The following is a 19,451-nucleotide window of genomic DNA, read 5'->3' on the forward strand; positions in this document are numbered from 1 at the left end:
CTTCCCGAGTTTGCATTGCCGATATGGGATTGTAGACGGCAAAACTAGAGCACGTTTTCTAATGCTCGGGCGGCGCGGCCAGCCACTTGCGCTGGATTTTCAGCAGGCTGCCGTCCCGCTTGAGCTCGCGCAGCGCGCCGGCCCAGGCCTCGACCAGCGCTTTCGGCGTGCCGTTGGAAAAGGCGAAATACACCTCGGCCGTGCCCAGCCGCAGCGCCACCTCGATCTCGTCCGGCCGGTGGCCGGCGCGCTCCATGGCGCCGGGCATCAGCTCCTCGCCATCGAACCACAGGTCGAAGCGGCCGCTCATCAGCATCTTGGCGGCGATCTCGGAGGTATTGGTTTCGTCGGTGACGTTGAAGCCCAGCCCGCGCGCGGTGTTGACGAAGATGCTGCCGCGGCGCGCGCCGGCGTGCGACTTGTACAGGCCGGGGTCGCGCCGCTGCAATTCGGCCAGCCGGCCCTTGACCACGTAGGCCACCACGCGGGAGGTGAAGATCGGGCCGACGAACTGCATCTGGCGCTCGCGCTCCGGGGTGCGCACCACCGTCAGCAACATCACGTTCGGGCCGGCCTCGGCCAGCGTCTGGGCCCGCACCCACGGCACGATGTCGATCGCGTCATGCCGGCCCAACCGGTCCTGGATGCGGCGCGCCAGTTCGACCGCCATGCCGGCCGGCTGGCCGGTCTCGGTATAGCTGATCGGCTTGCTGTCCATGCCATAGATCTTCAGCGCGGGCGTGTCCGCCGCGGCGCACGCCAGACCGGCGTACAGCAGCAATATGGACAAACTGGACATCATGCGCATCATCAACCCCGGACTCGACCATCACCAAGCTTGATAGTAAGCCAGATTTTTTGCCGATGCGCCAGCTTATGCGTTGTTTCCGCCTGACGTCGCCGCTCAGAACTCGCGCGCCGTCAGGGCGTCGAGCTGGTCCTGGCTGGGGAAGTTGCGCAGGCGGTAGCGGGCCGGGTAGCCCTCCACGCTGTGGGCCAGCTCGCCGATGCTGGCGCGCAGGTCGTCCCAGGCCACCAGCTTGGGGGCGCCGACGCCGTGCTCGCGGCCATCGTCCGGCCGCACCAGCGCCACCAGGTCCACCTCCGGCAGCAGCGTATCGACGCCCTCGGTCCAGACTCCGTAGCTGATCAGGTGTCCGCTGTCCCTCCTCTGCACCAGCTGGCAGGTGGCGACGAAGATGTCGACCTCGTTCTGCTGGTTGGCCTTGTCCAGCAGCTGCTTTTGAGAAGCGTAGTCGTCGGCCAGGTAGATTTTTTTCAGTTGCGCCAGCTGGGCCCGCACTTCCGCGTCCGCCGGCTGGTACGCGACCGCCTTGCCCTGCTCGAAGCGATACATCAGCGCGGAAATGCTGCGGCCCTCGTCGCTGGCGAAACTGCGCGACAAGGCCAGCATGGCCAGCTGCGCCACGCTGTCGTTGGACGAGGCCACCAGCAGGCGGTTGCGCGTCGGGATCATGACCACCGGATCGCCGCCCACCTCCAGCCGGAAAAACAGGTCGGCCAGCAGGATGCGCGAGGCCTCGTACGAGTCGTCCCAGGCCGCCATCAGCAGGCCGGGCGCCACCTGCACGAAGTTGGCCACCGTCATGTCGCGCAGATTGTCGAGCGCGACCGCCAGCGCCGCGTCGAAAGAGACGCCCCAGTCCGTCAGCGCGGTGTGCGACAGGGTCTGGATCGAATGCGGGCTGTCGTAGGCCAGCATCAGCACGCTGTCCGCGCTGAACGGCGCCGAGCCGTCCTTGAACGGCTGCGGCTGCGTTGCGGGGAGGCCGGCCTGCATCAGCCGCATGTATTCGAGGATGGAGCGCCCGCGCAGCACCGGGCGCAGGCCGGCGCGCGCCTCGGCGAAGGTGGCCGGCATGACAGGCGCCTGCATGCTGCGGATGTAGTGGGCCAGCACCTCGGGCCGGCGCTTGCGGCCGGCCTCGCAGTAATCACGGTAGGCGTTGTGCAGGTTGTAGATCTCGGCGCTGCCGCTGTCGCCGACCAGGCGGAATTCGCCGGCGTCATAGCTGAGCGGTCCGGCGTGGCCGCTGTCGGCGAAGGCCTGCAGGGCCAGTCGGGCAAACTTCTCTTGGGTTGGCTTGGCGGTGAAAAAATCGAGCAGGCCCAAACTCACTCCTTGACGTCTTCGGTGATCGGCCGCAGCGGCAGCGCCGGCGCGTGGCCGCCGTGCACCTGCGCATGCAGGCGGAAGCCTTCGCGGATGTTCTCGCGCAGCACCGCGCCCTTCCACGGCTTGGTGTAGAAGCGGTCGATGGCGCCGTGGTTGATGGCGGCCATGATCGGCGTCAGGTCGGCATAGGCCGACAGCATGATGCGGAAGGTGTCCGGCGCCAGGTTCTTGACGCGCTCCATGAACTCGGTGCCGCTCATCAAGGGCATGCACTGGTCGCACAGGATCACCTGCACCCGGTTCTGCGCCAGGATGTCGAAGCCCTCGGCCGCGGTCTGCGCGGTCAGGATGCGGTAGCCGTCCTGCGACAGGAAATCGGTCAGCACGTCGAGCATGAAGGCGTCGTCGTCGACGATCAGCAGGGTCTGCTGCTCGACCACGTTTTCATCGGCCGGCGCCTGCAGGAAGCGGCCTTCGCGCAGCATCGCCTCGAAGTCCTCTTCCGGCAGCGGGCGGCTGAAGTAATAGCCCTGCATCTCGTCGCAGCCGTGGCGGCGCAGGTAGGCCAGCTGCGCATCCTTCTCCACGCCCTCGGCGATCACTTCCAGCTTCATGCTGTGCGCCATGTTGATGATGGCCAGCACGATGGCGGCGTCGTCCGGGTTGCTGGTCACTTCGCGCACGAAGGCGATGTCGATCTTCAGCTTGTCGATCGGGAAGCGTTTCAGGTAGGCCAGCGAGGAATAGCCGGTGCCGAAGTCGTCGATCGAGATCTGGATCCCCAGCGCCTTCAGGTTCTGCAGCACGGTGATGGTCTCTTCCGCGTTGGACATCAGCGAACTTTCGGTCAGCTCCAGCTCCAGCAGTTCGGGCGCGATGTCGTGCTCCTTGATCGCCTTCAGCACCTCTTCCTCCAGCCCGCCGACGAAGAACTGGATGCCCGAGACGTTGACCGACAGGTGCACCGCGCCCACGCCCGACTTGCCCCACAGCGCGATCTTGCGGCAGGCCTCGTGCAGCACCCAGGTGCCGACCCGCACGATCAGCCCGGTCTCTTCCAGGATCGGGATGAACAGCGCCGGCGACACCATGCCGTGGCCCGGCCGTTTCCAGCGGATCAGCGCCTCGGCGCCGCTGATGCGGCCGGTGCCGATGTGGACCTTGGGCTGGAAGTGCAGCACGAACTCCTCGTTGTCGATGGCCCGCCGCAGCGCGTTCTCCAGGTCCAGCCGCGCCAGCGATTGCGCGTTCATCTCCGAGGTGAAGAAGCGGAAGGCGTCGCGCCCCGCCTCCTTGGCGCGGTACATGGCGGTGTCGGCGTACTGGATCAGCGTGTCGGGATCGGCGCCGTCGTCCGGATAGACCGAGATGCCGATGCTGGCCGTGACCGTCACCTCGTGGCCCTTGAGGTCGAACGGCCGGCGCATCGATTCGCGGATCTTGTCGACCACGGCGATGGCGTTCTGCGCGCCTTCGGGCAGCATCAGGATGGCGGCGAATTCGTCGCCGCCGAAGCGGCCGATGGTGTCGCGCACCCGCAGGCAGTCGACCAGCCGGCTGGAGAACTGCCGCAGCAGTTCGTCGCCGATAGTGTGGCCCAGCGTGTCGTTGACGTTCTTGAAGCGGTCGACGTCGAGGAACAGCACCGCCAGCGACCACTTGTGATCGTTGGCCTGGCGCAGCGAGTGGCTCAGCGAATCGTAGAACTGGCTGCGGTTGGGCAGGCCGGTCAGCGTGTCGAAATGGGCCAGCTTGAGCAGGCGCTGCTCGGCCTCCTTGCGTTCGGTGATGTCGCGCGCCACCGCCACCAGGATCCAGCTGGGGCCGGAGCGCAGGGTGCGCCGCTGCACTTCCACCGACAGCGGCGAGCCGTCCTTGCGGTATAGCAGCAGCTCGGTCATGGCGCCGCTCTGGTCGCCGGCCAGCAGCTTGTCGTACAGCTCTTCCAGGCGGTTCAGCTCGCCCTCGACGGGCTTGTTGGGGCCGACCTTGAGGAAGTCCTCGCGCTCGTAACCCAGCATGCGGCAGGCGGTGACGTTGACGTCGACAAAGCACATGCCGGCGCGGTCGACCAGGAAGATGGCGTCGGCGGTGGCGTCCATCGCCAGCCGGAAGCGGCGCAAGTCCTCGTCGAGGCGGATGCGGGCGTTCATGTCCAAGGTCAGCTGGGCGTGGTGGCGCTTGATCTCGTCGTACAGCAGCAGGTTTTCGTAGGCCACCGAAATCTGCGCGGCCACCGTGGCGGCGACCCGCTCGTCGACCTCGGAGAAGCCGTCGGCGCCCAGCTTGTCGACCAGGTACAGCCAGCCGTGGATGCGCTCGCGCGAGGCGATCGGCACGCCGAGGAAGGAATGCACCGGCGGATGGCTGGGCGGCAGGCCGATGACGGCCGGGTCGCCGTCCAGGTCGTTGATGCGGCAGGCCTGGCGCTGTTCCAGCAGGCCGCGCAGCACGCCGGCGCGCGGCGCCAGCGCGATCTGCCGGGCCGGCACGCCGGCGCCGCAGCTGGCGAAGTACGCCAGCTCGGCCGCGCCCGGCTCCAGCACGCCAATGCAGGCGTACTTGGAGACGCAGATGTTCTGCGCCACCCGGCAGCCGATCTCCACCAGCGCGCCGGGATCGCGCTCGGCGCCCAGTTCGATGCCCAGCTCGATCAGCGCGGTCAGGCGCAGGCTCACCGCCTGCAGGCTGGACAGTGAACTAGTCAAGCGCTGCGTCATGCGCGTCAGGTTTTCCGGCGCCGTCTCGTCGGTCTCGTGGGCGAACTTGGACAGCAGCTGGCTGCTCGACTCCAGCTCGCCCAGGTATTCGGCCACCTTGTCGTCGATGTTGTGGAAGCGCCCTTCCTGCGGCGGCTCCGGCGCGAACGACGGGATCTGCTCGTCCTCGGCCACCTCGGCCAGGCCCAGCGCCTCGTGCACGGTGCGCAGGATCACCTCGGGATCGGACGGCTTGGGCAGCACCCAGCGCACGCCGCACGACTGCGCCACGGCCATCGCCTCGCGCTCGCGGTAGGTGGCGGTGTAGAAGATCACCGGCACGTCGGCCGTCTGCGGATCGCTGTGCAGGCGGGTGACGAACTCGTAGCCGTCCATGTTGGGCATCAGGATGTCGGAGATCACCAGGTCGGGCTTTTCGGCGCGCACCATGGTCAGGCCCTCGGCGCCGTTGGCCGCCTCCAGCAGCCGGTGGCCGCCGTAGCCCAGCAGGGTCATCAGGAATTCGCGGTTCAGCACGTGGTCGTCCACGATCAGGATCGTGGCGATGTCGGATTTAGCCGGGGCCGACACCGCCCCGGTCAAGAAAGACTCGATCTGCTTGACGAAGCTGTCCGGCTCGACCGGCTTGCCGATGTAGCCGTCGAAGCCGGCCTCCAGCAGTTTCTCGCGGTCGCCCGCCATCGCCAGCGCCGTCACCGCCAAGGTCGGGATGTGCTTGAGCGCGTCGTCGCCCTTGAGCGCGGCCACCACGCCGTAGCCGTCCAGCTTAGGCAGGTGGACGTCGCAGATAATCAGGTCCGGCACTTCCCGCCGCGCCGCGGCCACGCCGGCCTCGCCATCGCTGGCCGACAAGGGCACGTAGCCGAAGGCGCGCAACAGGTACACCATCAACTCCATGTTGGTGGCATTGTCTTCTATGATCAGGATACGTGCCGACACGTCGAGCTCCCCTTATTCATCGTTCCAGCGGCAGCGCCAGGGTGAAGATGCTCCCGGCGCCAGATTCACTTTCAAACACAATCTCGCCGTGCAGCAGCGCCGCCAGACGCTGGCTCAGGTGCAGGCCCAGTCCCGTCCCCTCCAGCTGCCGCGCCTTGCAGGCGTCGAGCTGGGCAAACGCCTGGAACAGCGTGGCCTGCTCGTCTTCGCCGATGCCGGCGCCGCTATCGCTGACGCTGATCGTCGCACAGGCGCGCTCATGAACCGTGCCCTGCTCCAGCCGCACCACGACGCGGCCCTGGTCGGTGAACTTAATCGCATTGTGGAGCAAATTCATCAGTATCTGTTGCAGCGCGCGGCGGTCGGCGACCACGGTCAGGTCGTCCGGCGCGCTGACGAATTCCAGTTCCAGCCCTTTGTGCCGGGCCTGTGGCTCAAACAGCAATAATATCTCGTCGATCACTGCGCGGCATGGCATGGGCTTGAGGTCGAGCGCCAGGCTGCTGGTTTCAATCTGGGTCAGTTCCAGCAAGTCGTTAATCAAGGATAGCAGATGTCGCGCGCTGCTTTGCACGGTCCGCAGCTGTTTTTCCTGGTCATCATTGATAGGTCCAGGCAACTTCATCAACATAGTACCCGTAAAACCGATAATCGCGTTCAACGGCGTGCGCAATTCATGCGACATGCCGGTCAGGAAGCGGTCCTTGGCGGCGTTGGCGCGCGCCAGTTCGGCGTTCTTTTCCTGCAGCGCGCGTTCGATGCGCTGGCGTTCGCTGGTGTCGCGGATCGCGCTCAGCACCAGCGTGCCCTCCTCGGTGACGATCGGGCTCAGGCTGATCTCGACGGGGAACTCGACGCCGTCGCTGCGCAGGCCGTACAGCTCGCGGCCGCCGCCCATCGGCCGCGCCACCGGCTGCGCATGGTAGGCGTGGCGATGCGCCAGGTGGCCGTGCCGGAAGCGCGCCGGCATCAACTGCTCCAGCGCCAGGCCGCGCATGGCGCCGCCCGGGTAGCCGAACAGCGCCTCGGCCTGGGCATTGACCAGCACCACGCGGCCGCCGGCGTTGGCCATGATGATGGCGTCCGGCAGCGACTCCAGCAGGCCGGCGAAGCGCGCCTGCACCAGCTTGGCGTCGCGCAGCACCTTCAAGGCGGTGACGTCTTTTTTACTCCACAGGATATATTCGGGCCGGCCCTGCCCGTCACGCACCAGCTTGGACGTGCTGTCGATGTACACCAGCGTGCCGTCCTTGGCGTGGCGCATCGATTCGTAGTTGGCGGCGCCGCTGTGCAAGGTGGCCTGCAGCACGGCGCGCTCGTCGTCGAGCAGGCTGGCCGGTACGATCAGCTCGGCAAGCGTGCGACCCAGCGCCTCGGCCGCGCTGTAGCCGAAGATGGCTTGCGCGCCATTGGTCCAGCAAACCACCTCCCCGTCCAGCGACGTCAGCACGACAGCGTCGGGCGTTTCGTTCAGGATGAGCGTGCCGAAGTCGGTTGCCATTGCGCCGCCTGTTGTTCATGGGTACACATCAATAAACATACAGTAACAAGCAACGCGAATATTCACACAAAATCACAATCGGGCCACGGCGGCGATTTCGTCCAGGGCGCAGCGCAGGATGACCGGGTGGCGACCCAGCGCCACGTGGCCTATGGCGCCGAATTCCAGGTTGCGCGCGCCCGGCAGCGCGCCGGAATCCTGCGGCGCGACGATATTGTCGTGGACAGAATAGATGGAACTGAACAAGCCACGTTGCAAATTTGCCTCAGATGCGGCCAGCGCCGCCAGCCACTCGCTGCGGTAGCGCATTTGCACGGCGTTGCCGCCCGGTCCGAAATGGGCCAGCGCGGTGCCGTGGTGCGGCGTACCCAGCGTGATCACGCGCGCCACGGCGGCCGCGCCGTAGCGGCGCAGCCAGGCGCGCGCCACCAGCCCGCCCATGCTGTGGCCGACGATGATCACTTGCTTGCTGCCAGTCTCCGCGCACAGCCGCTCGATGGCGGCCTGCACCTGCGGCGCATAGGCGTCGATCGAGGCGCCCGGCGGCTCCAGGTCGATGCCGTAGTGGCTGATGCCGGCGCGCGCCAGTTGCGCGCTCAGCGGCCGCCAGTAGCCGCTGTTGCAGGCGTAGCCGTGGATCAGCAGCACCGGCAGGCCGCGCGCCTGCGGCTGCAAGCGCATGCCGAGCGGACGCAGCATGTAGTAGCTCGAAGTCAGCATCGAGGCGCTGAATTCGTGCAGGAACAGGCTGGCGGCGCGCGCCGGATTGAGCGCATGCGCGGCCGGCGTCGGCGCGCCCTTGCCGGCGCGCGAGCTGAGCACGAAGTTGTTGACCGACAGCGCCAGCCGCACCAGCAGCACCGCCGCCAGGCCGATGGCGAGGCAGGCCAGCGCCGTCAGCGGCGCATTGAACGGTGAATTGAACGAAGCCAGCCAGGCCGGCCGCCACAGTTGGTACAGGCCGGCCGCCAGCGCCAGCGCGGCGCCGGCTTGGACGGCCAGCAACAGGATAATCCAGCGTTTGATCATGCCGCCATCATACCCCCGCCGGCAAGATCAGGTGCGCAGCGGCCGCGCCGCCGGCTTGCCGGTCAGCTGCTGCGCCAGGCCGCTGGCCAGCCGCGCCACCACGCCGAAGATCGACAGCTGCGGATTGGCGCCGATCGAGGTCGGGAACAGCGAGCCGTCGTACACCGACAGGTTGGCCAGGCCGTGGTAGCGGCCGTCGGCGCCGCACACGCCCTGGCGCTGGTCGTCCGACATGGTGCAGCCGCCCATCACGTGGGCCGACACCACCCGCGTCGCCAGCAGCTTGAGCGGCAGCGCGGCGATGCCGGCCTTGGCCTGCGCCCAGCTGGTGTAGCGCGGCGCCGACTCGTGCACCGGCGACACATCCTGCGCGCCGGCGGCGAACTGGATCTCGGCCATCGTCAGGAAGGCGCGGCGCGCGCCGTCCCAGATGAAATCACTGATCGGATAATCGAGCACCGGCGCGCCGCGGCTGTCGAGCACCACGCTGCCGCCGGGGGCGTCGGCGTGGAAGCCGTCGCGCAGCAGCGCCAGGATGGCCTGCTTGTGCGGGAACTGCGCCATGTCGCCGGCGTGCTGGGCGCCGAAGCCGGCGGTGGTGGTGGCCAGCAGCAGCGGATGCAGCGGCGGCACTTCCAGCTTGTAGCCGATGGCGCCGTCGATCGGGTTGTTGTGCAGGAAGTGATCGGAGTACACCGTCTGCGGCGCGCCGGCGTAGCCGTCCACGCGCTGGTCGAAGGTGCCGGCCGAGATCACCACCGGATGCAGGAAGGTGCGCTTGCCGAGCAGGCCGTGCGGATCGGGCGCGCCCGAGCGCAGCAGCAGCGCCGGCGAGTTGATGGCGCCGCCGGCGACGATGTAGTGTTTGGCGCGCAGCGTGATGCGGCGTCCGGTCGGCGCGCGGCCGGCGTCGTCCAGCGCCACGCAATCGAGCTGCGCCACCTTGTCGCCCTGGATCACGAAGCGCTCGGCGCGGGCGCGCGTCAGCAAGGTCGCGCCCTGGGTCAGCGCGCCGGGGATGGTGGTCACCAGCATCGACTGCTTGGCGTTGGTCGGGCAGCCCATGCCGCAGTAGCCCAGGTTCCAGCAGCCGTTGACGTTGCGCCGTATCAACCCGGTCGGGATGCCCAGCTTGGCGGCGCCGCGGCGCAGCAGGTCGTTGTTCTCGTTGGGCGCGGCGGCCCAGTCGCTGATGTTGAGGCGCTGCTCCATCATGCCGAACCACGGCGCCAGTTTTTCCGGCGTGTAGTCCTTTAAACCATACTGTTTAGTCCAATACGCCAGCGTGATGTCGGGCGTGCGGAAGCTGCTGGTCCAGTTGACGGTGGTGCTGCCGCCGACGGTGCGCCCCTGCAGGATGTTGATGCCCTTGTCGCGCGTCTTGCGCGCCGCCGATTCCTGGTACAGCTGCGGATAGGCTTCGGCCTCCTTCATGTTGAAGTCGGACGAGGAGCGCAGCGCGCCCTCCTCGACGATCAGCACGCGCAGGCCGGACAGCGCCAGGATCTCGGCGCTGACGCCGCCGCCGGCGCCGCTGCCGACGATGATCACGTCGGCTTCCAGCGTCAGGTCGGCGTCCAGCCGCGCGCAGTCGGTGACGCGCCAGCCGGCGGCCAGGCCGGCCCGGATCGGGTCGGGGATCGGGCCCTTGGAGGGGAGGATGGGAATGTTGGTGTTCGGCTGGCTCATTTCAGCAGCTCCTTCAGCGGGCCGGGATAGCCGATGCCAACCCACGAGGACGGCTCCGCATACCACGGGCCGAGGATCAGATCATGCAGCGCCAGGTAGGCGGTCTGCAGCATGGCGAGGCGGTGGTGGCGCCAGCTTTCCAGGAAGGCGGCGACCGCCTCCGGCGTGGCCTGCGCCCAGCCGCCGGAGACGCCCGCCAGCAGGCGCCGCGCGGGGCCCAGCGCCAGCAGGCCGAACAGGTCTTGCACTTCTTTTTGGGTCGACAACGGCAGGCCATGGATGGCGGCCAGCGTGCGCGCCATGGCGTCGCCCAGCGCCGCCGCGCGCGCGGACGCCTCGGCCGGCAGCACCGGGCCCAGCATCGCCGGCACGATGGCCGCCAGCACGGCCTTGGCGTCGCCGTCCAGCGTGAAGGGGTTGGGCAGCGCCGGCGGGTTCGCCAGGCGATAGATGGCGCCGCCGACTGCGAGGGTGATCGCAGCGGCCGCGCCGACCTTGAGGAAAGATCTGCGGGTGGTCATGTCTCCGTCCGTCTGTATTTTTTTAATCCAGCTAGTGTACGTGAACGGGCGGACAACCCTGAGCGCAAAAAATAGAGTATGGCGTCTAGTCGGTACCGCGAAACCGTACGCTGCGCAAACACAGGTTATTGTAAAATGAATAACAATCAAAACCAGCCCCCACATGCCCTTCGAAACCCGCGACGATAAGCTGTTCCCCTATTTGTTGGGCCCCTGGTGGCTATGGGTATTGCTCCTGCTGTTTATCTCCCGCCATCCGCGCGTGCGCGGGCACGCTGACCTTCGGCCTCATCGAACGTCCGTTTAGCTTCGCCCTGCTGAAGCAGAACGATGCCGGGACCTACCAGCTCATCGGCGGCGCCGCAGCGATTATCGAAGAGCGCTTCGGCCGGCTCGACCGCTATAAGCACCTCCCCAGGGACCGCGCCGCCCCGATCGGCCAAGCCGCGCTGAGCAAGGCCTTTTTCGACGGCATAGCCCAGCTGCCCGACGCCGCGCGCGAGCGCCAGGCGATCAGCGATCTGCAGCCGACCTCCGCGTGCCTCCAGGTCCGGTCCAGCGGCGCCCACCGCTGCCGGCTGCTGGTCGCGCGCGACGACCCCGGCCTGGCGGCGACAGGACAACCTTCCGCCACGCTGCTCAACAGCGATTTCACTTTCGAGCGAGATGCCGCGACCGGCGCGTGGCGGCCGATCCCCGGCTTTGCCAACGAATACCGCAACGCCGTCAAGGCCGCCAGAACCGACTGAGCCGTGCGACGCGCCATCGCGTGAAATTATAAAATAAATAACCTTTATTCACGCCATGGGCTTTCATGACCTCCGACACCGCCATCACCGCCATCCCCGGCCTCGACACACTGCACGCGATCGGCATCATCAGCGCCGGCCAGCGTCGCCGCGCACTGGCCGAGCCGGGCGCGGCCGAACTGGCGGCGATGACCAGCCTGTCCGACCAGCTGGTGTGGATGCTCCAGCGCGACATCGTCACGCCGGACGACATGCAGCGCGCCTGCACCCACATCGGCACCACCTACGCCGGCGAGGAGTGCGAGCGCCACCTGGACATCGTCAGCGACACGCTGACCAAGCTGGTCAGTGCGCGCGAGAAAATCAACCGCGATACGCTCGGCGTGCTGGCATCGAGCGGCCTGATCACGCAGGCCGAGCTCGATCGGATACTGCCGCACGTACCGCAAAACCTGTTGCTGGAGTCGCCCGGCGAGGCCTTCGTCTGGATGGCGCAGACCGGCCATATCAGCGGGCGCCGCCTGAAGGACCTGCGCCGCGACGGCGCCGCCGGCGACGTCCGCCGCGCCGGTATACTGCAGGACGTTGAACGCCTCGACCGCGAGCACAACGCCGCCAAGAGCGCCTTCCTGCGCGCGCTGCTGCCCGGCCCGGCGTGGATGTGGATCGCCTTGCCGCTGCTGGCGTTCAGCGTCTACATCTGGAACACGGTCGGGCCGGCGCCGACGCCGGGCTGCGCCGACAAGGCGACCATCGGCACGCTGAACGCCCTGATGCTGCGCGTCAGCATCGACGGCAGCAACAGCGCCATGGGCCGCAGCGAGCCAGTGGGGCAGCCGCGCATCACCGACGTCAAGGAAGTGGGTTACGCCAGCGAGCCCCGCATCCGCGGCTGCAAGGCCACGCTGAAGGCGCAGGACGACGCAATGCCGTACGCGTTCACGATCGAACCGAGCGCGACCGACAAGCAGGACTTCAACGTGATCGGGGCCTCGCCCGCCATCGTCGAGGCGCGCTTCGGCCATCTGGCGCCGGACGGCAAGTTCGTCAACCTGGCCGAACCGGTCGGACGCGCCGCCGCCGAGCGCGCGTTCCGCGCCGGCGTCGAGCAGATGATGGCGTCGGCCTTGCCGGGCGCCCGCCACCTGAAGCCGGACACGCCGTCGTCCGACATCCCCAAGCTGGCCCCGGATTCGCCCGAGCGCAGCCGCGAGATCGCCGAAGTCGAACCGATCGCGCCGTGCCGGGAGATTGCGGCCGGCACCGCCTACAGCTGCCGCCTGCTGATCGAGCGCAACGATCCGCTGCTGACAGCCATCGGCGCCAGCAGCTCGACCACGCTCGAGGGCGACTTCGTGTTCGTGCGCGACGGCGCGACCGGGCCATGGCGCATGGGCGACGGATTTAACGAGGCCTTTGCCAAGGCGGTGGCGGCCGCGCGCATGGGGGCCGTGCCGCACTAAACAGCGTCAGTCGCGGCGCTTGCCCACCATGTGGCGGGCGATGCCGCGCAGGATGTTGACTTCCTCGGTCTCGAGCTGGGCGCGGGCGAACATGCGCTTGAGGCGCGGCATCAGCTTGCGCGGATTGCCGGCGTCGAGGAAGCCGATCTCCACCAGCGACTGTTCGAGGTGCTGGTACATGCCCTCGATCTGCGCGGCGCTGGCGGCCTCGCCCTGGAAGCCGATCTCGTTGGCGTCGCCGCTGGGCTGGCGCACATTCATCGCCGGCGGCGCGCCGTCCAGCACCGCCATCCGGCATTCGTAGGCCAGCACCTGCGCCGCCTGCGACAGGTTCAGCGACGAGTAGTCCGGGTTGGCCGGAATATTGATCAAGACATTGCATTTCTCGACGATCTCGTTCGGCAGGCCGAAACGCTCGTTGCCGAAAATGAGGGCGGCGTGCAGCGCCGGCTGGGCCGCCAGCTGCCCCGCCACCTCGCGCGGGGTCAGCACCGGCGGCGAATACTCGCGCAGCCTGGCCGACACGGCGGCAGCGAAATTGACGCCGTCCAGCGCCTCGGCCATGCTGCCGACCACCCGCGCGCCGGCCAGGATGTCGCCGGCGCCGCTGGCGAAGGCCACCGCCTCCGGGTCTTGCAGCGCGTGTTCGAAACGGGGCGTCACCAGCACCAGGTCGCTGAAACCCATGGTTTTCATGGCCCGCGCCACGGCGCCGATATTGCCCGCGCGGCTGGTCTCGACCAGGATAAATCGCAGCTGTTTGAAAAGATTGGTATTGATTTCGGGCAGGTTCATTAAATGGGGAATCGGGTGCAATATCGATAAACAAGGGATTGCGGCGAGATTGCCGCTACTCTGCCCTGAAAACCGGAATTTTAACCTGTCCTCGCCTCTGAAGCCCGCCCGCAAATTTGAGCGCTAACGTTCAGAGAGCGCAAGGTTGGCCGCGAGGCCGGCAAATGCCGCTGCAAAGCCGCGACGCAGCCACGCTTGCACACGCGGCGACTCGATGACGGCGCGGCGGAACGCGTGTGCGAGAAAGCCGTAGATCACGAATACGACGAAGGTCATTGCCATGAAGACGCCGCTTAAGACCAGCATCTGCGTCAGCGGCGCCGCTGCGGCCGGCTCGACAAACTGGGGCAAGAACGCGAGAAAGAAAATCGTGAGCTTGGGATTCAGGATATTGAGCAGAAACGCCTTGAGCATGAGGCGCGTGGCGGAGTTGGCGTTCTGCGCACCGGCCATGGCCAATGCAGACTTGTCTTTCCACGTCACGATTGCCAGATAGAGCAGGTAGGCGACGCCCGCGAACTTGAGGATCTGGAACGCGAGGGCACTGGCGTGCATCAGCGCCGCCAATCCCAGAACGGTGGCGACCAAATGCGGCACGATGCCCGCGGTACAGCCGATGGCCGCGGACACGCTTGCGCTGCGCCCCTGCACGATGCCGGTCGAAATGGTGAACACCACGCCGGTACCCGGAATCAGGACGACGATGAGTGACGTGACGAGGAACTGGAGTGTGATCATGTGGCGGGCTTTCTAGTAGGTGCCGGCACGCGCCAGAGGGGGGGCGGGCCGACGTCGAGTGGCCGGCCCAGTATCGCAATCGCTCAGGCTCGCGTCTTGAACGTTATTGCAGAGTTAGGAATTTTTAACGACTTGCTGCCAAGCGCCGGGGGTGAAGCCGAACTGGCGCACGAAGAGACGCGTCATGTGGCTCTGATCCGCAAAACCACAGGATGCCGCCGCATGGGCCAGACTCACGCCGTCGCGGATCAGGATGCGCGCCCGTTCCGCACGCTGCAGCAACAACCATGCGTGAGGTGGCACGCCGTAGGTTTTCTCGAATCGCCGCAATACCTGGTATTTGCTCAGGCCGGTCATGGTCGCCATTTCCGTGAGCGTCGGCGGGTCGAGCAGGTCGTCGGCGAGCCGATCGCGCACCTTTCTCACGTCGCCGCGCACTTCGAGGATCGGTGCGCTTGTGGCATGGTGGTTCAACAGCAGCGCGCACAGGCGCACCAGCGATTCTTCGCATGCCAGTTCGGCGCCGCCCGCGACAGCAGCTGGTCCCGCATGCCAATCGTCAAGCCGGGCGAACAGTTGCCGCAACGCGGTAGTCAGTCGCGCGTCGCGGATGACAGGGCGCGTGAACTCCACGTCGCGCGACTGCGCAGCGCCGGATCCGGGATGACCGTTCATCGAAGCGATCACGCCGGGATCCAGGTACACCATCCGCCAGCGGCGCGACGGTCCTCCGAGCGGGCGGCCATCATGAACCTCGCCGGGATTGGTCGTGATCAGGTCGCCGGCATAGGCATCCACCATGCCGCGGCCGCTGGCCGAGGTCTGGGCGCCATGCTCCAGCAGTCCCACGCCGTAGGTCGCATGCCAGTGCTTGCCGTAGTGGCGCGCGCTCTCGATGGTCGTGCAGTGCAGCCCCTCCCAGGGAGTACCCACGAGGCGGCATTGATGATCTGGAGGGGCGGTCATGAAATAAAGTCCCAGCCTGCGGTCCTGGTTGTCCCGGCTCTTAGTCCTGCAAGGTCTTCGTGGCCGTCGGCGTCTCGCCCTCGGCGCCGGGGATCTGCAGGACATAGGACCACTCTGCCCCGGTGCTCGGATCCAAAGCCTGGTCCAGGGTCCAGCCAAACGACTTGTAGAGGTGAACGGCGGAATGCATCTGACTCCAGGTTTCAAGATAGATCGCGGTATAGCCGTGACTCCTGGCGGCGGCTATGGCGCGGTGTAGCAAGGCCTTGCCCGCGCCCTTGCCGCGCGCGGAACCATGGACGTAGAAACCCGTTAGCTTGAGGGTGTTTGAGTCCTTGCGTGTGAGGATCAGCGATCCGATGACCGAGCCGCCAATTTCCGCGACCAGCTGCGCCACGGTGTGCGTTGCGGCTGCGCCGAATCTGCCGAGGTCGATGTCCAGCGTGGCAAAATCCGGCTCAAGCCCGAAGTGGCGCATGGACTCCGCGGCGATCTCTTGAACGCGCCGCCGATCCTGGATACAGGCTTCGCGGACTGACAACAATTCGGTCGGTTTGATCATAGGATACGGTCCGGGTCCGGACGCTTGAATAATGTGGAAAACATTGTACGTCATGCAGTACCGCTTCCGCTGCCCGTCGACCTTGGCCTTCCGGCCCACTGCGGACAATCCGGGCCGTGCCCGGATATGTCCGCGAGTATCGGCCTCTCTCCCGTCAGATCAAACGGCGTGGCGTCTCAAAAAGTCTTCGATAACGGTGGCAAAATTATGCGGCGCCTCCTCCATCGGGTAGTGACCGCAGGGGATGACGTGAAGTATCGCGTTTGGATGCCACGATAGAAAGGTGCGTTCCATGGCTGCGCAATCCAGTCCAGGATCGTTGTCACCGACCATCACCAAATACGGTGTTTCAAGACCTCGAACGTCGTCGACAAAATTGGCCGTGACCAGCATGTCGAGATACCTCGCCCGGCATCCGCGAGCGATCGAACCGCGGCTTTGCCGGACCTTGCGATCAATCCATTCGTCGGACAGACCACCGCCCACGAATTTGAACAGGCGCCGAAGTGCCTCGTCATCAACTACCGTGCTGGCGAAGAAAGCGAAAGCCTCAGGACTTAAACGATTTCCGGCCGCGGAAACGGGGCACACCGCGATCGCACTCACGACACCAGACGGCGCGTCGGCGGCAAGACGTTGCGTGATCATTCCAGTCATTGAGTGGCCAACCACATGGAAGCGTGTCCAACCGAGCCGGGCGACGAGCCCAAGGCAATCGGATGCGATCTCGTCTACAGTGTATTCGCCAACCAACCCGATGGACAGCCCGTAGCCACGCAGATCGACAAAGACGTAGCTAAACGCGTGACCGTCAAGATGGGGCAGGACGGCCTTGTAGTTGGCGTGATCTCCCAGCCAGTCATGCATGATCAAGACGTGGATCGGGCCCTCGCCATACCGCAGATATCCGAGGGTGTCGCCAGCCCCGTGGCTGATTTCAACGTATGTTTTCATTTTGCTTCCTTGCTTGTTGGAGGAAACAAAATGAAACGCCCTCCCGGCGAACCGGGAGGGCGTTTTCAAAGTAATGTCATCCTATCAATTGCCCGAATTTTAGTCAAGCCTGGTCCCGACCGCGAAAATCCCAGCTATTTGAAAAGATTGGTGTTGATTTCAAGCAGGTTCATTTAAAATAGCGCTATTGCGCGGTATCGATACACAAATTCTCCGGGATTTCACCCTGTCGGCGCCGCTCCGCTCTTTAATTCACTCTTGTACACTAATGTGCTGCCGGGCAGGCTGAGGCCCCCGGTGGGCGTTAGCGTTCTTTTAACGGAAAAGCTTACATGCACCCAATGCTCAACACGGCGATCAAAGCCGCCCGCCGCGCCGCCGCCGTCATCAACCGCGCGTCGTTCGACCTCGACCGCGTCATCGTCACCGAGAAAAACCACAAGGACTTCGTCACCGACGTCGACCAGGCGGCCGAACAGGCCATCGTTGAGGTGCTGTCCAAAGCTTATCCCGACCACGCCTTCCTGTGCGAAGAGTCGGGCCCGTCCAAGAACGCCAACGACGAGACTGAATACACCTGGATCATCGACCCGCTCGATGGCACCACCAACTTCATGCACGGCTTCCCGCAATACTCGATCTCGATCGCGCTGTCGCAGCGCGGCGTGATCACCCAGGCCGTGATCTACGACCCGGTGCGCAACGACCTGTTCACCGCCACCAAGGGCGCCGGCGCCTACCTGAACGACAAGCGCATCCGCGTCACCAAGCTGGACCGCATCGCCAACGCGCTGCTGTCGACCGGCTACGTGGCCGGCAACGCCAAGGCGCTGGACGAATACCTGAAGATGTACGGCATCATGGCCGAACGCTGCCACGGCGTGCGCCGCCCGGGCAGCGCCGCGCTGGACCTGGCCTACGTGGCCGCCGGCCGCCTGGACGGCTTCTACGAAAAAGGCCTGAAGCCTTGGGACATCGCCGCCGGCGCCCTGATGGTGACGGAATCGGGCGGCATCGTCGGCGAGTTCAGCGGCGAGTCCGATTACCTGTACAAGGGCGACATCATCGCCGCCAGCCCGAAGATCTTCGGCCAGATGGTCGGCCTGCTGTCGCAGTTCGGTGAGCAGCCGAAGGCATAAATAACTTTTTGTTACAAAAAAAATCCCCTGTGGCGATGGGGCGGCCTTGGCCGTCTCATGCGCACAGGGGATTTTTTATTTCCTAGTTGAAACAAGTGATGAACTTAGCTGTTATACTCAGGCCTGCGGCACTCTGACCAGTCCTTTAGCCGCAGTGTCATCCACTCTGATTGCCTGCGACTGGCGCCTTGAACGCGACAGGCCTATCTTAACAAAAAGTCATTCATGTCATTCTCTACCCTCGGTTTGTCCGACGCTATCGTCCGCGCTGTTACCGAAGCCGGCTACACCTCGCCCACCCCTATTCAACAGCAGGCGATCCCTGCCGTTCTGAATGGCGGCGACCTGCTGGCAGGCGCACAAACCGGCACCGGCAAGACCGCCGGCTTCACCCTGCCCATCCTGCACCGCCTGTCGACCGACGCCAAAGGCGCGGCGATCACCAGCAACACCACTGCCCGCCCGATCCGCGCGCTGATCCTGACCCCGACCCGCGAACTGGCGGCCCAGGTCGAGGAAAGCGTACGCATCTACGGCAAGTACACCAAGCTGAACTCCACCGTGATCTTCGGCGGCGTCGGCATCAACCCGCAGATCAAGCAGCTCAAGCATGGCGTCGACATCCTGGTCGCCACGCCTGGCCGCCTGCTGGACCACATGGAACAGCGCACCGTCAACCTGTCGCAGGTGGAAATCCTGATCCTGGACGAAGCCGACCGCATGCTGGACATGGGCTTCATCCGCGACATCAAGAAAGTGCTGGCCGCGCTGCCGCCGAAACGCCAGAACCTGCTGTTCTCGGCCACCTTCTCGGACGAGATCAAGGCCCTGGCCGACGGCCTGCTGAACAAGCCGGCCATGATCGAAGTGGCGCGCCGCAATTCGGCGGTCGAAGTGATCGCCCAGATGATCCACCCGGTCGACCGCGACAAGAAGCACCCGATGCTGTCGCACCTGATCAAGACCAACGACTGGCACCAGGTGCTGGTGTTCACCCGCACCAAGCACGGCGCCAACAAGCTGGTCGAACAGCTGGGCAACGACGGCATCGGCGCGATGGCGATCCACGGCAACAAGAGCCAGTCGGCGCGCACCAAGGCGCTGTCCGAGTTCAAGGACAACAAGCTGCAGGTGCTGGTGGCCACCGACATCGCCGCACGCGGCATCGACATCGACCAGCTGCCGCACGTGGTCAACTACGACCTGCCGAACATTCCGGAAGACTATGTGCACCGCATCGGCCGTACCGGCCGCGCCGGCGCCACCGGCGAAGCGGTGTCGCTGGTCTGCGTGGACGAGCACGACATGCTGAAGGACATCGAGAAGCTGATCAAGCAAACCCTGCCGCGTGAAGTGATACCCGGCTTCGAGCCGGACCTGAACGCGCGTCCGCAACCGGTGCAACTGCGCAGCGGCGGCCCCGGCCATCGCAACGGCGGTGGCGGCGGCGGCCGTAACGGCGGCGGCGGACGCGGCAAGCCTGCCGCAGCCGGCGCCAAGCCAGGTGGCGGCGGCGGCAACGGCGGCGGCAAGCCACGCGCGCCAGGCG

General features: G+C 65.9%; 16 protein-coding genes. 3 read left to right on the top strand and 13 right to left on the bottom strand.

Annotation, left to right across the window (positions count from 1 at the left end; all coding sequences use genetic code 11):
* Nucleotides 1-58 precede the first annotated feature (58 nt).
* From RUGAMON1_RS12245 to RUGAMON1_RS12280, 8 genes are all read right to left on the bottom strand, one after another.
* Nucleotides 59-802 (bottom strand): substrate-binding periplasmic protein, encoded by a 744-nt coding sequence (locus tag RUGAMON1_RS12245; RefSeq protein ID WP_445230760.1) that lies wholly within the window; start codon nucleotides 800-802, stop codon nucleotides 59-61.
* A gap of 102 nt (nucleotides 803-904) precedes the next feature.
* Nucleotides 905-2,134 (bottom strand): DUF1444 domain-containing protein, encoded by a 1,230-nt coding sequence (locus RUGAMON1_RS12250; RefSeq protein ID WP_445230761.1) that lies wholly within the window; start codon nucleotides 2,132-2,134, stop codon nucleotides 905-907.
* A gap of 2 nt (nucleotides 2,135-2,136) precedes the next feature.
* Complete coding sequence (locus tag RUGAMON1_RS12255; RefSeq protein ID WP_445230762.1) at nucleotides 2,137-5,796, bottom strand: EAL domain-containing protein; 3,660 nt, start codon at nucleotides 5,794-5,796, stop codon at nucleotides 2,137-2,139.
* Between the two features lie 16 nt (nucleotides 5,797-5,812).
* The gene (locus tag RUGAMON1_RS12260) at nucleotides 5,813-7,297 is read right to left on the bottom strand and encodes a PAS domain-containing sensor histidine kinase (protein WP_445230763.1); all 1,485 of its coding nucleotides are present in this window, start codon (nucleotides 7,295-7,297) and stop codon (nucleotides 5,813-5,815) included.
* A gap of 72 nt (nucleotides 7,298-7,369) precedes the next feature.
* Complete coding sequence (locus RUGAMON1_RS12265) at nucleotides 7,370-8,326, bottom strand: esterase/lipase family protein (protein ID WP_445230764.1); 957 nt, start codon at nucleotides 8,324-8,326, stop codon at nucleotides 7,370-7,372.
* 27 nt (nucleotides 8,327-8,353) lie between these two features.
* Entirely contained in the window at nucleotides 8,354-10,015 is a 1,662-nt protein-coding gene (locus RUGAMON1_RS12270; protein ID WP_445230765.1) for a GMC family oxidoreductase N-terminal domain-containing protein, read from the bottom strand.
* Nucleotides 10,012-10,536 (bottom strand): twin-arginine translocation signal domain-containing protein, encoded by a 525-nt coding sequence (locus RUGAMON1_RS12275; RefSeq protein ID WP_445230766.1) that lies wholly within the window; start codon nucleotides 10,534-10,536, stop codon nucleotides 10,012-10,014. Before RUGAMON1_RS12275 ends, RUGAMON1_RS12270 begins: the two co-directional genes overlap by 4 nt.
* A gap of 242 nt (nucleotides 10,537-10,778) precedes the next feature.
* On the bottom strand, nucleotides 10,779-11,159 hold the full coding sequence (locus tag RUGAMON1_RS12280; RefSeq protein ID WP_445230767.1) for a hypothetical protein: 381 nt from the start codon (nucleotides 11,157-11,159) through the stop codon (nucleotides 10,779-10,781).
* A 191-nt stretch (nucleotides 11,160-11,350) separates the two neighbouring features.
* Here RUGAMON1_RS12280 and RUGAMON1_RS12285 point away from each other — a divergent pair, with 191 nt between their 5' ends.
* Nucleotides 11,351-12,748: a hypothetical protein gene (locus RUGAMON1_RS12285; protein WP_445230768.1), complete on the top strand. Its 1,398-nt coding sequence runs from the start codon at nucleotides 11,351-11,353 to the stop codon at nucleotides 12,746-12,748.
* A 6-nt stretch (nucleotides 12,749-12,754) separates the two neighbouring features.
* Here the strand turns inward: RUGAMON1_RS12285 and RUGAMON1_RS12290 are convergent, their stop codons facing one another.
* The 5 genes from RUGAMON1_RS12290 to RUGAMON1_RS12310 form a co-directional block, all read right to left on the bottom strand.
* Nucleotides 12,755-13,543, bottom strand: a complete 789-nt coding sequence (locus tag RUGAMON1_RS12290) for an RNA methyltransferase (RefSeq protein WP_445230769.1) — start codon at nucleotides 13,541-13,543, stop codon at nucleotides 12,755-12,757.
* 123 nt (nucleotides 13,544-13,666) lie between these two features.
* The gene (locus RUGAMON1_RS12295; RefSeq protein WP_445230770.1) at nucleotides 13,667-14,281 is read right to left on the bottom strand and encodes a LysE family translocator; all 615 of its coding nucleotides are present in this window, start codon (nucleotides 14,279-14,281) and stop codon (nucleotides 13,667-13,669) included.
* A gap of 114 nt (nucleotides 14,282-14,395) precedes the next feature.
* The gene (locus RUGAMON1_RS12300; protein WP_445230771.1) at nucleotides 14,396-15,247 is read right to left on the bottom strand and encodes a helix-turn-helix transcriptional regulator; all 852 of its coding nucleotides are present in this window, start codon (nucleotides 15,245-15,247) and stop codon (nucleotides 14,396-14,398) included.
* A 40-nt stretch (nucleotides 15,248-15,287) separates the two neighbouring features.
* A complete protein-coding gene (locus tag RUGAMON1_RS12305; RefSeq protein WP_445230772.1) occupies nucleotides 15,288-15,809 on the bottom strand; it encodes a GNAT family N-acetyltransferase in 522 nt (173 codons plus the stop codon).
* 159 nt (nucleotides 15,810-15,968) lie between these two features.
* Nucleotides 15,969-16,763: an alpha/beta fold hydrolase gene (locus tag RUGAMON1_RS12310; RefSeq protein ID WP_445230773.1), complete on the bottom strand. Its 795-nt coding sequence runs from the start codon at nucleotides 16,761-16,763 to the stop codon at nucleotides 15,969-15,971.
* 341 nt (nucleotides 16,764-17,104) lie between these two features.
* Here RUGAMON1_RS12310 and RUGAMON1_RS12315 point away from each other — a divergent pair, with 341 nt between their 5' ends.
* Together RUGAMON1_RS12315 and RUGAMON1_RS12320 are read left to right on the top strand one after the other, a co-directional pair.
* Complete coding sequence (locus RUGAMON1_RS12315) at nucleotides 17,105-17,902, top strand: inositol monophosphatase family protein (protein WP_445230784.1); 798 nt, start codon at nucleotides 17,105-17,107, stop codon at nucleotides 17,900-17,902.
* A 225-nt stretch (nucleotides 17,903-18,127) separates the two neighbouring features.
* Nucleotides 18,128-19,451 (top strand): DEAD/DEAH box helicase (locus tag RUGAMON1_RS12320; RefSeq protein WP_445230774.1); only part of this gene is annotated, 1,324 nt, incomplete at its 3' end.

Source organism: Duganella rhizosphaerae, from assembly GCF_040364205.1.
Lineage (GTDB): Bacteria > Pseudomonadota > Gammaproteobacteria > Burkholderiales > Burkholderiaceae_D > Rugamonas > Rugamonas rhizosphaerae.

Bases quoted from the DNA above. Each gene is read 5' to 3' on its own strand.
- RUGAMON1_RS12305 (WP_445230772.1), bottom strand. From the start codon at position 15,809: ATGATCAAACCGACCGAATTGTTGTCAGTCCGCGAAGCCTGTATCCAG.
- RUGAMON1_RS12285 (WP_445230768.1), top strand. From the start codon at position 11,351: ATGACCTCCGACACCGCCATCACCGCCATCCCCGGCCTCGACACACTG.
- RUGAMON1_RS12295 (WP_445230770.1), bottom strand. From the start codon at position 14,281: ATGATCACACTCCAGTTCCTCGTCACGTCACTCATCGTCGTCCTGATT.
- RUGAMON1_RS12270 (WP_445230765.1), bottom strand. From the start codon at position 10,015: ATGAGCCAGCCGAACACCAACATTCCCATCCTCCCCTCCAAGGGCCCG.
- RUGAMON1_RS12275 (WP_445230766.1), bottom strand. From the start codon at position 10,536: ATGACCACCCGCAGATCTTTCCTCAAGGTCGGCGCGGCCGCTGCGATC.
- RUGAMON1_RS12315 (WP_445230784.1), top strand. From the start codon at position 17,105: ATGCTCAACACGGCGATCAAAGCCGCCCGCCGCGCCGCCGCCGTCATC.
- RUGAMON1_RS12265 (WP_445230764.1), bottom strand. From the start codon at position 8,326: ATGATCAAACGCTGGATTATCCTGTTGCTGGCCGTCCAAGCCGGCGCC.
- RUGAMON1_RS12310 (WP_445230773.1), bottom strand. From the start codon at position 16,763: ATGAAAACATACGTTGAAATCAGCCACGGGGCTGGCGACACCCTCGGA.
- RUGAMON1_RS12245 (WP_445230760.1), bottom strand. From the start codon at position 802: ATGATGTCCAGTTTGTCCATATTGCTGCTGTACGCCGGTCTGGCGTGC.
- RUGAMON1_RS12260 (WP_445230763.1), bottom strand. From the start codon at position 7,297: ATGGCAACCGACTTCGGCACGCTCATCCTGAACGAAACGCCCGACGCT.
- RUGAMON1_RS12300 (WP_445230771.1), bottom strand. From the start codon at position 15,247: ATGACCGCCCCTCCAGATCATCAATGCCGCCTCGTGGGTACTCCCTGG.
- RUGAMON1_RS12290 (WP_445230769.1), bottom strand. From the start codon at position 13,543: ATGAACCTGCCCGAAATCAATACCAATCTTTTCAAACAGCTGCGATTT.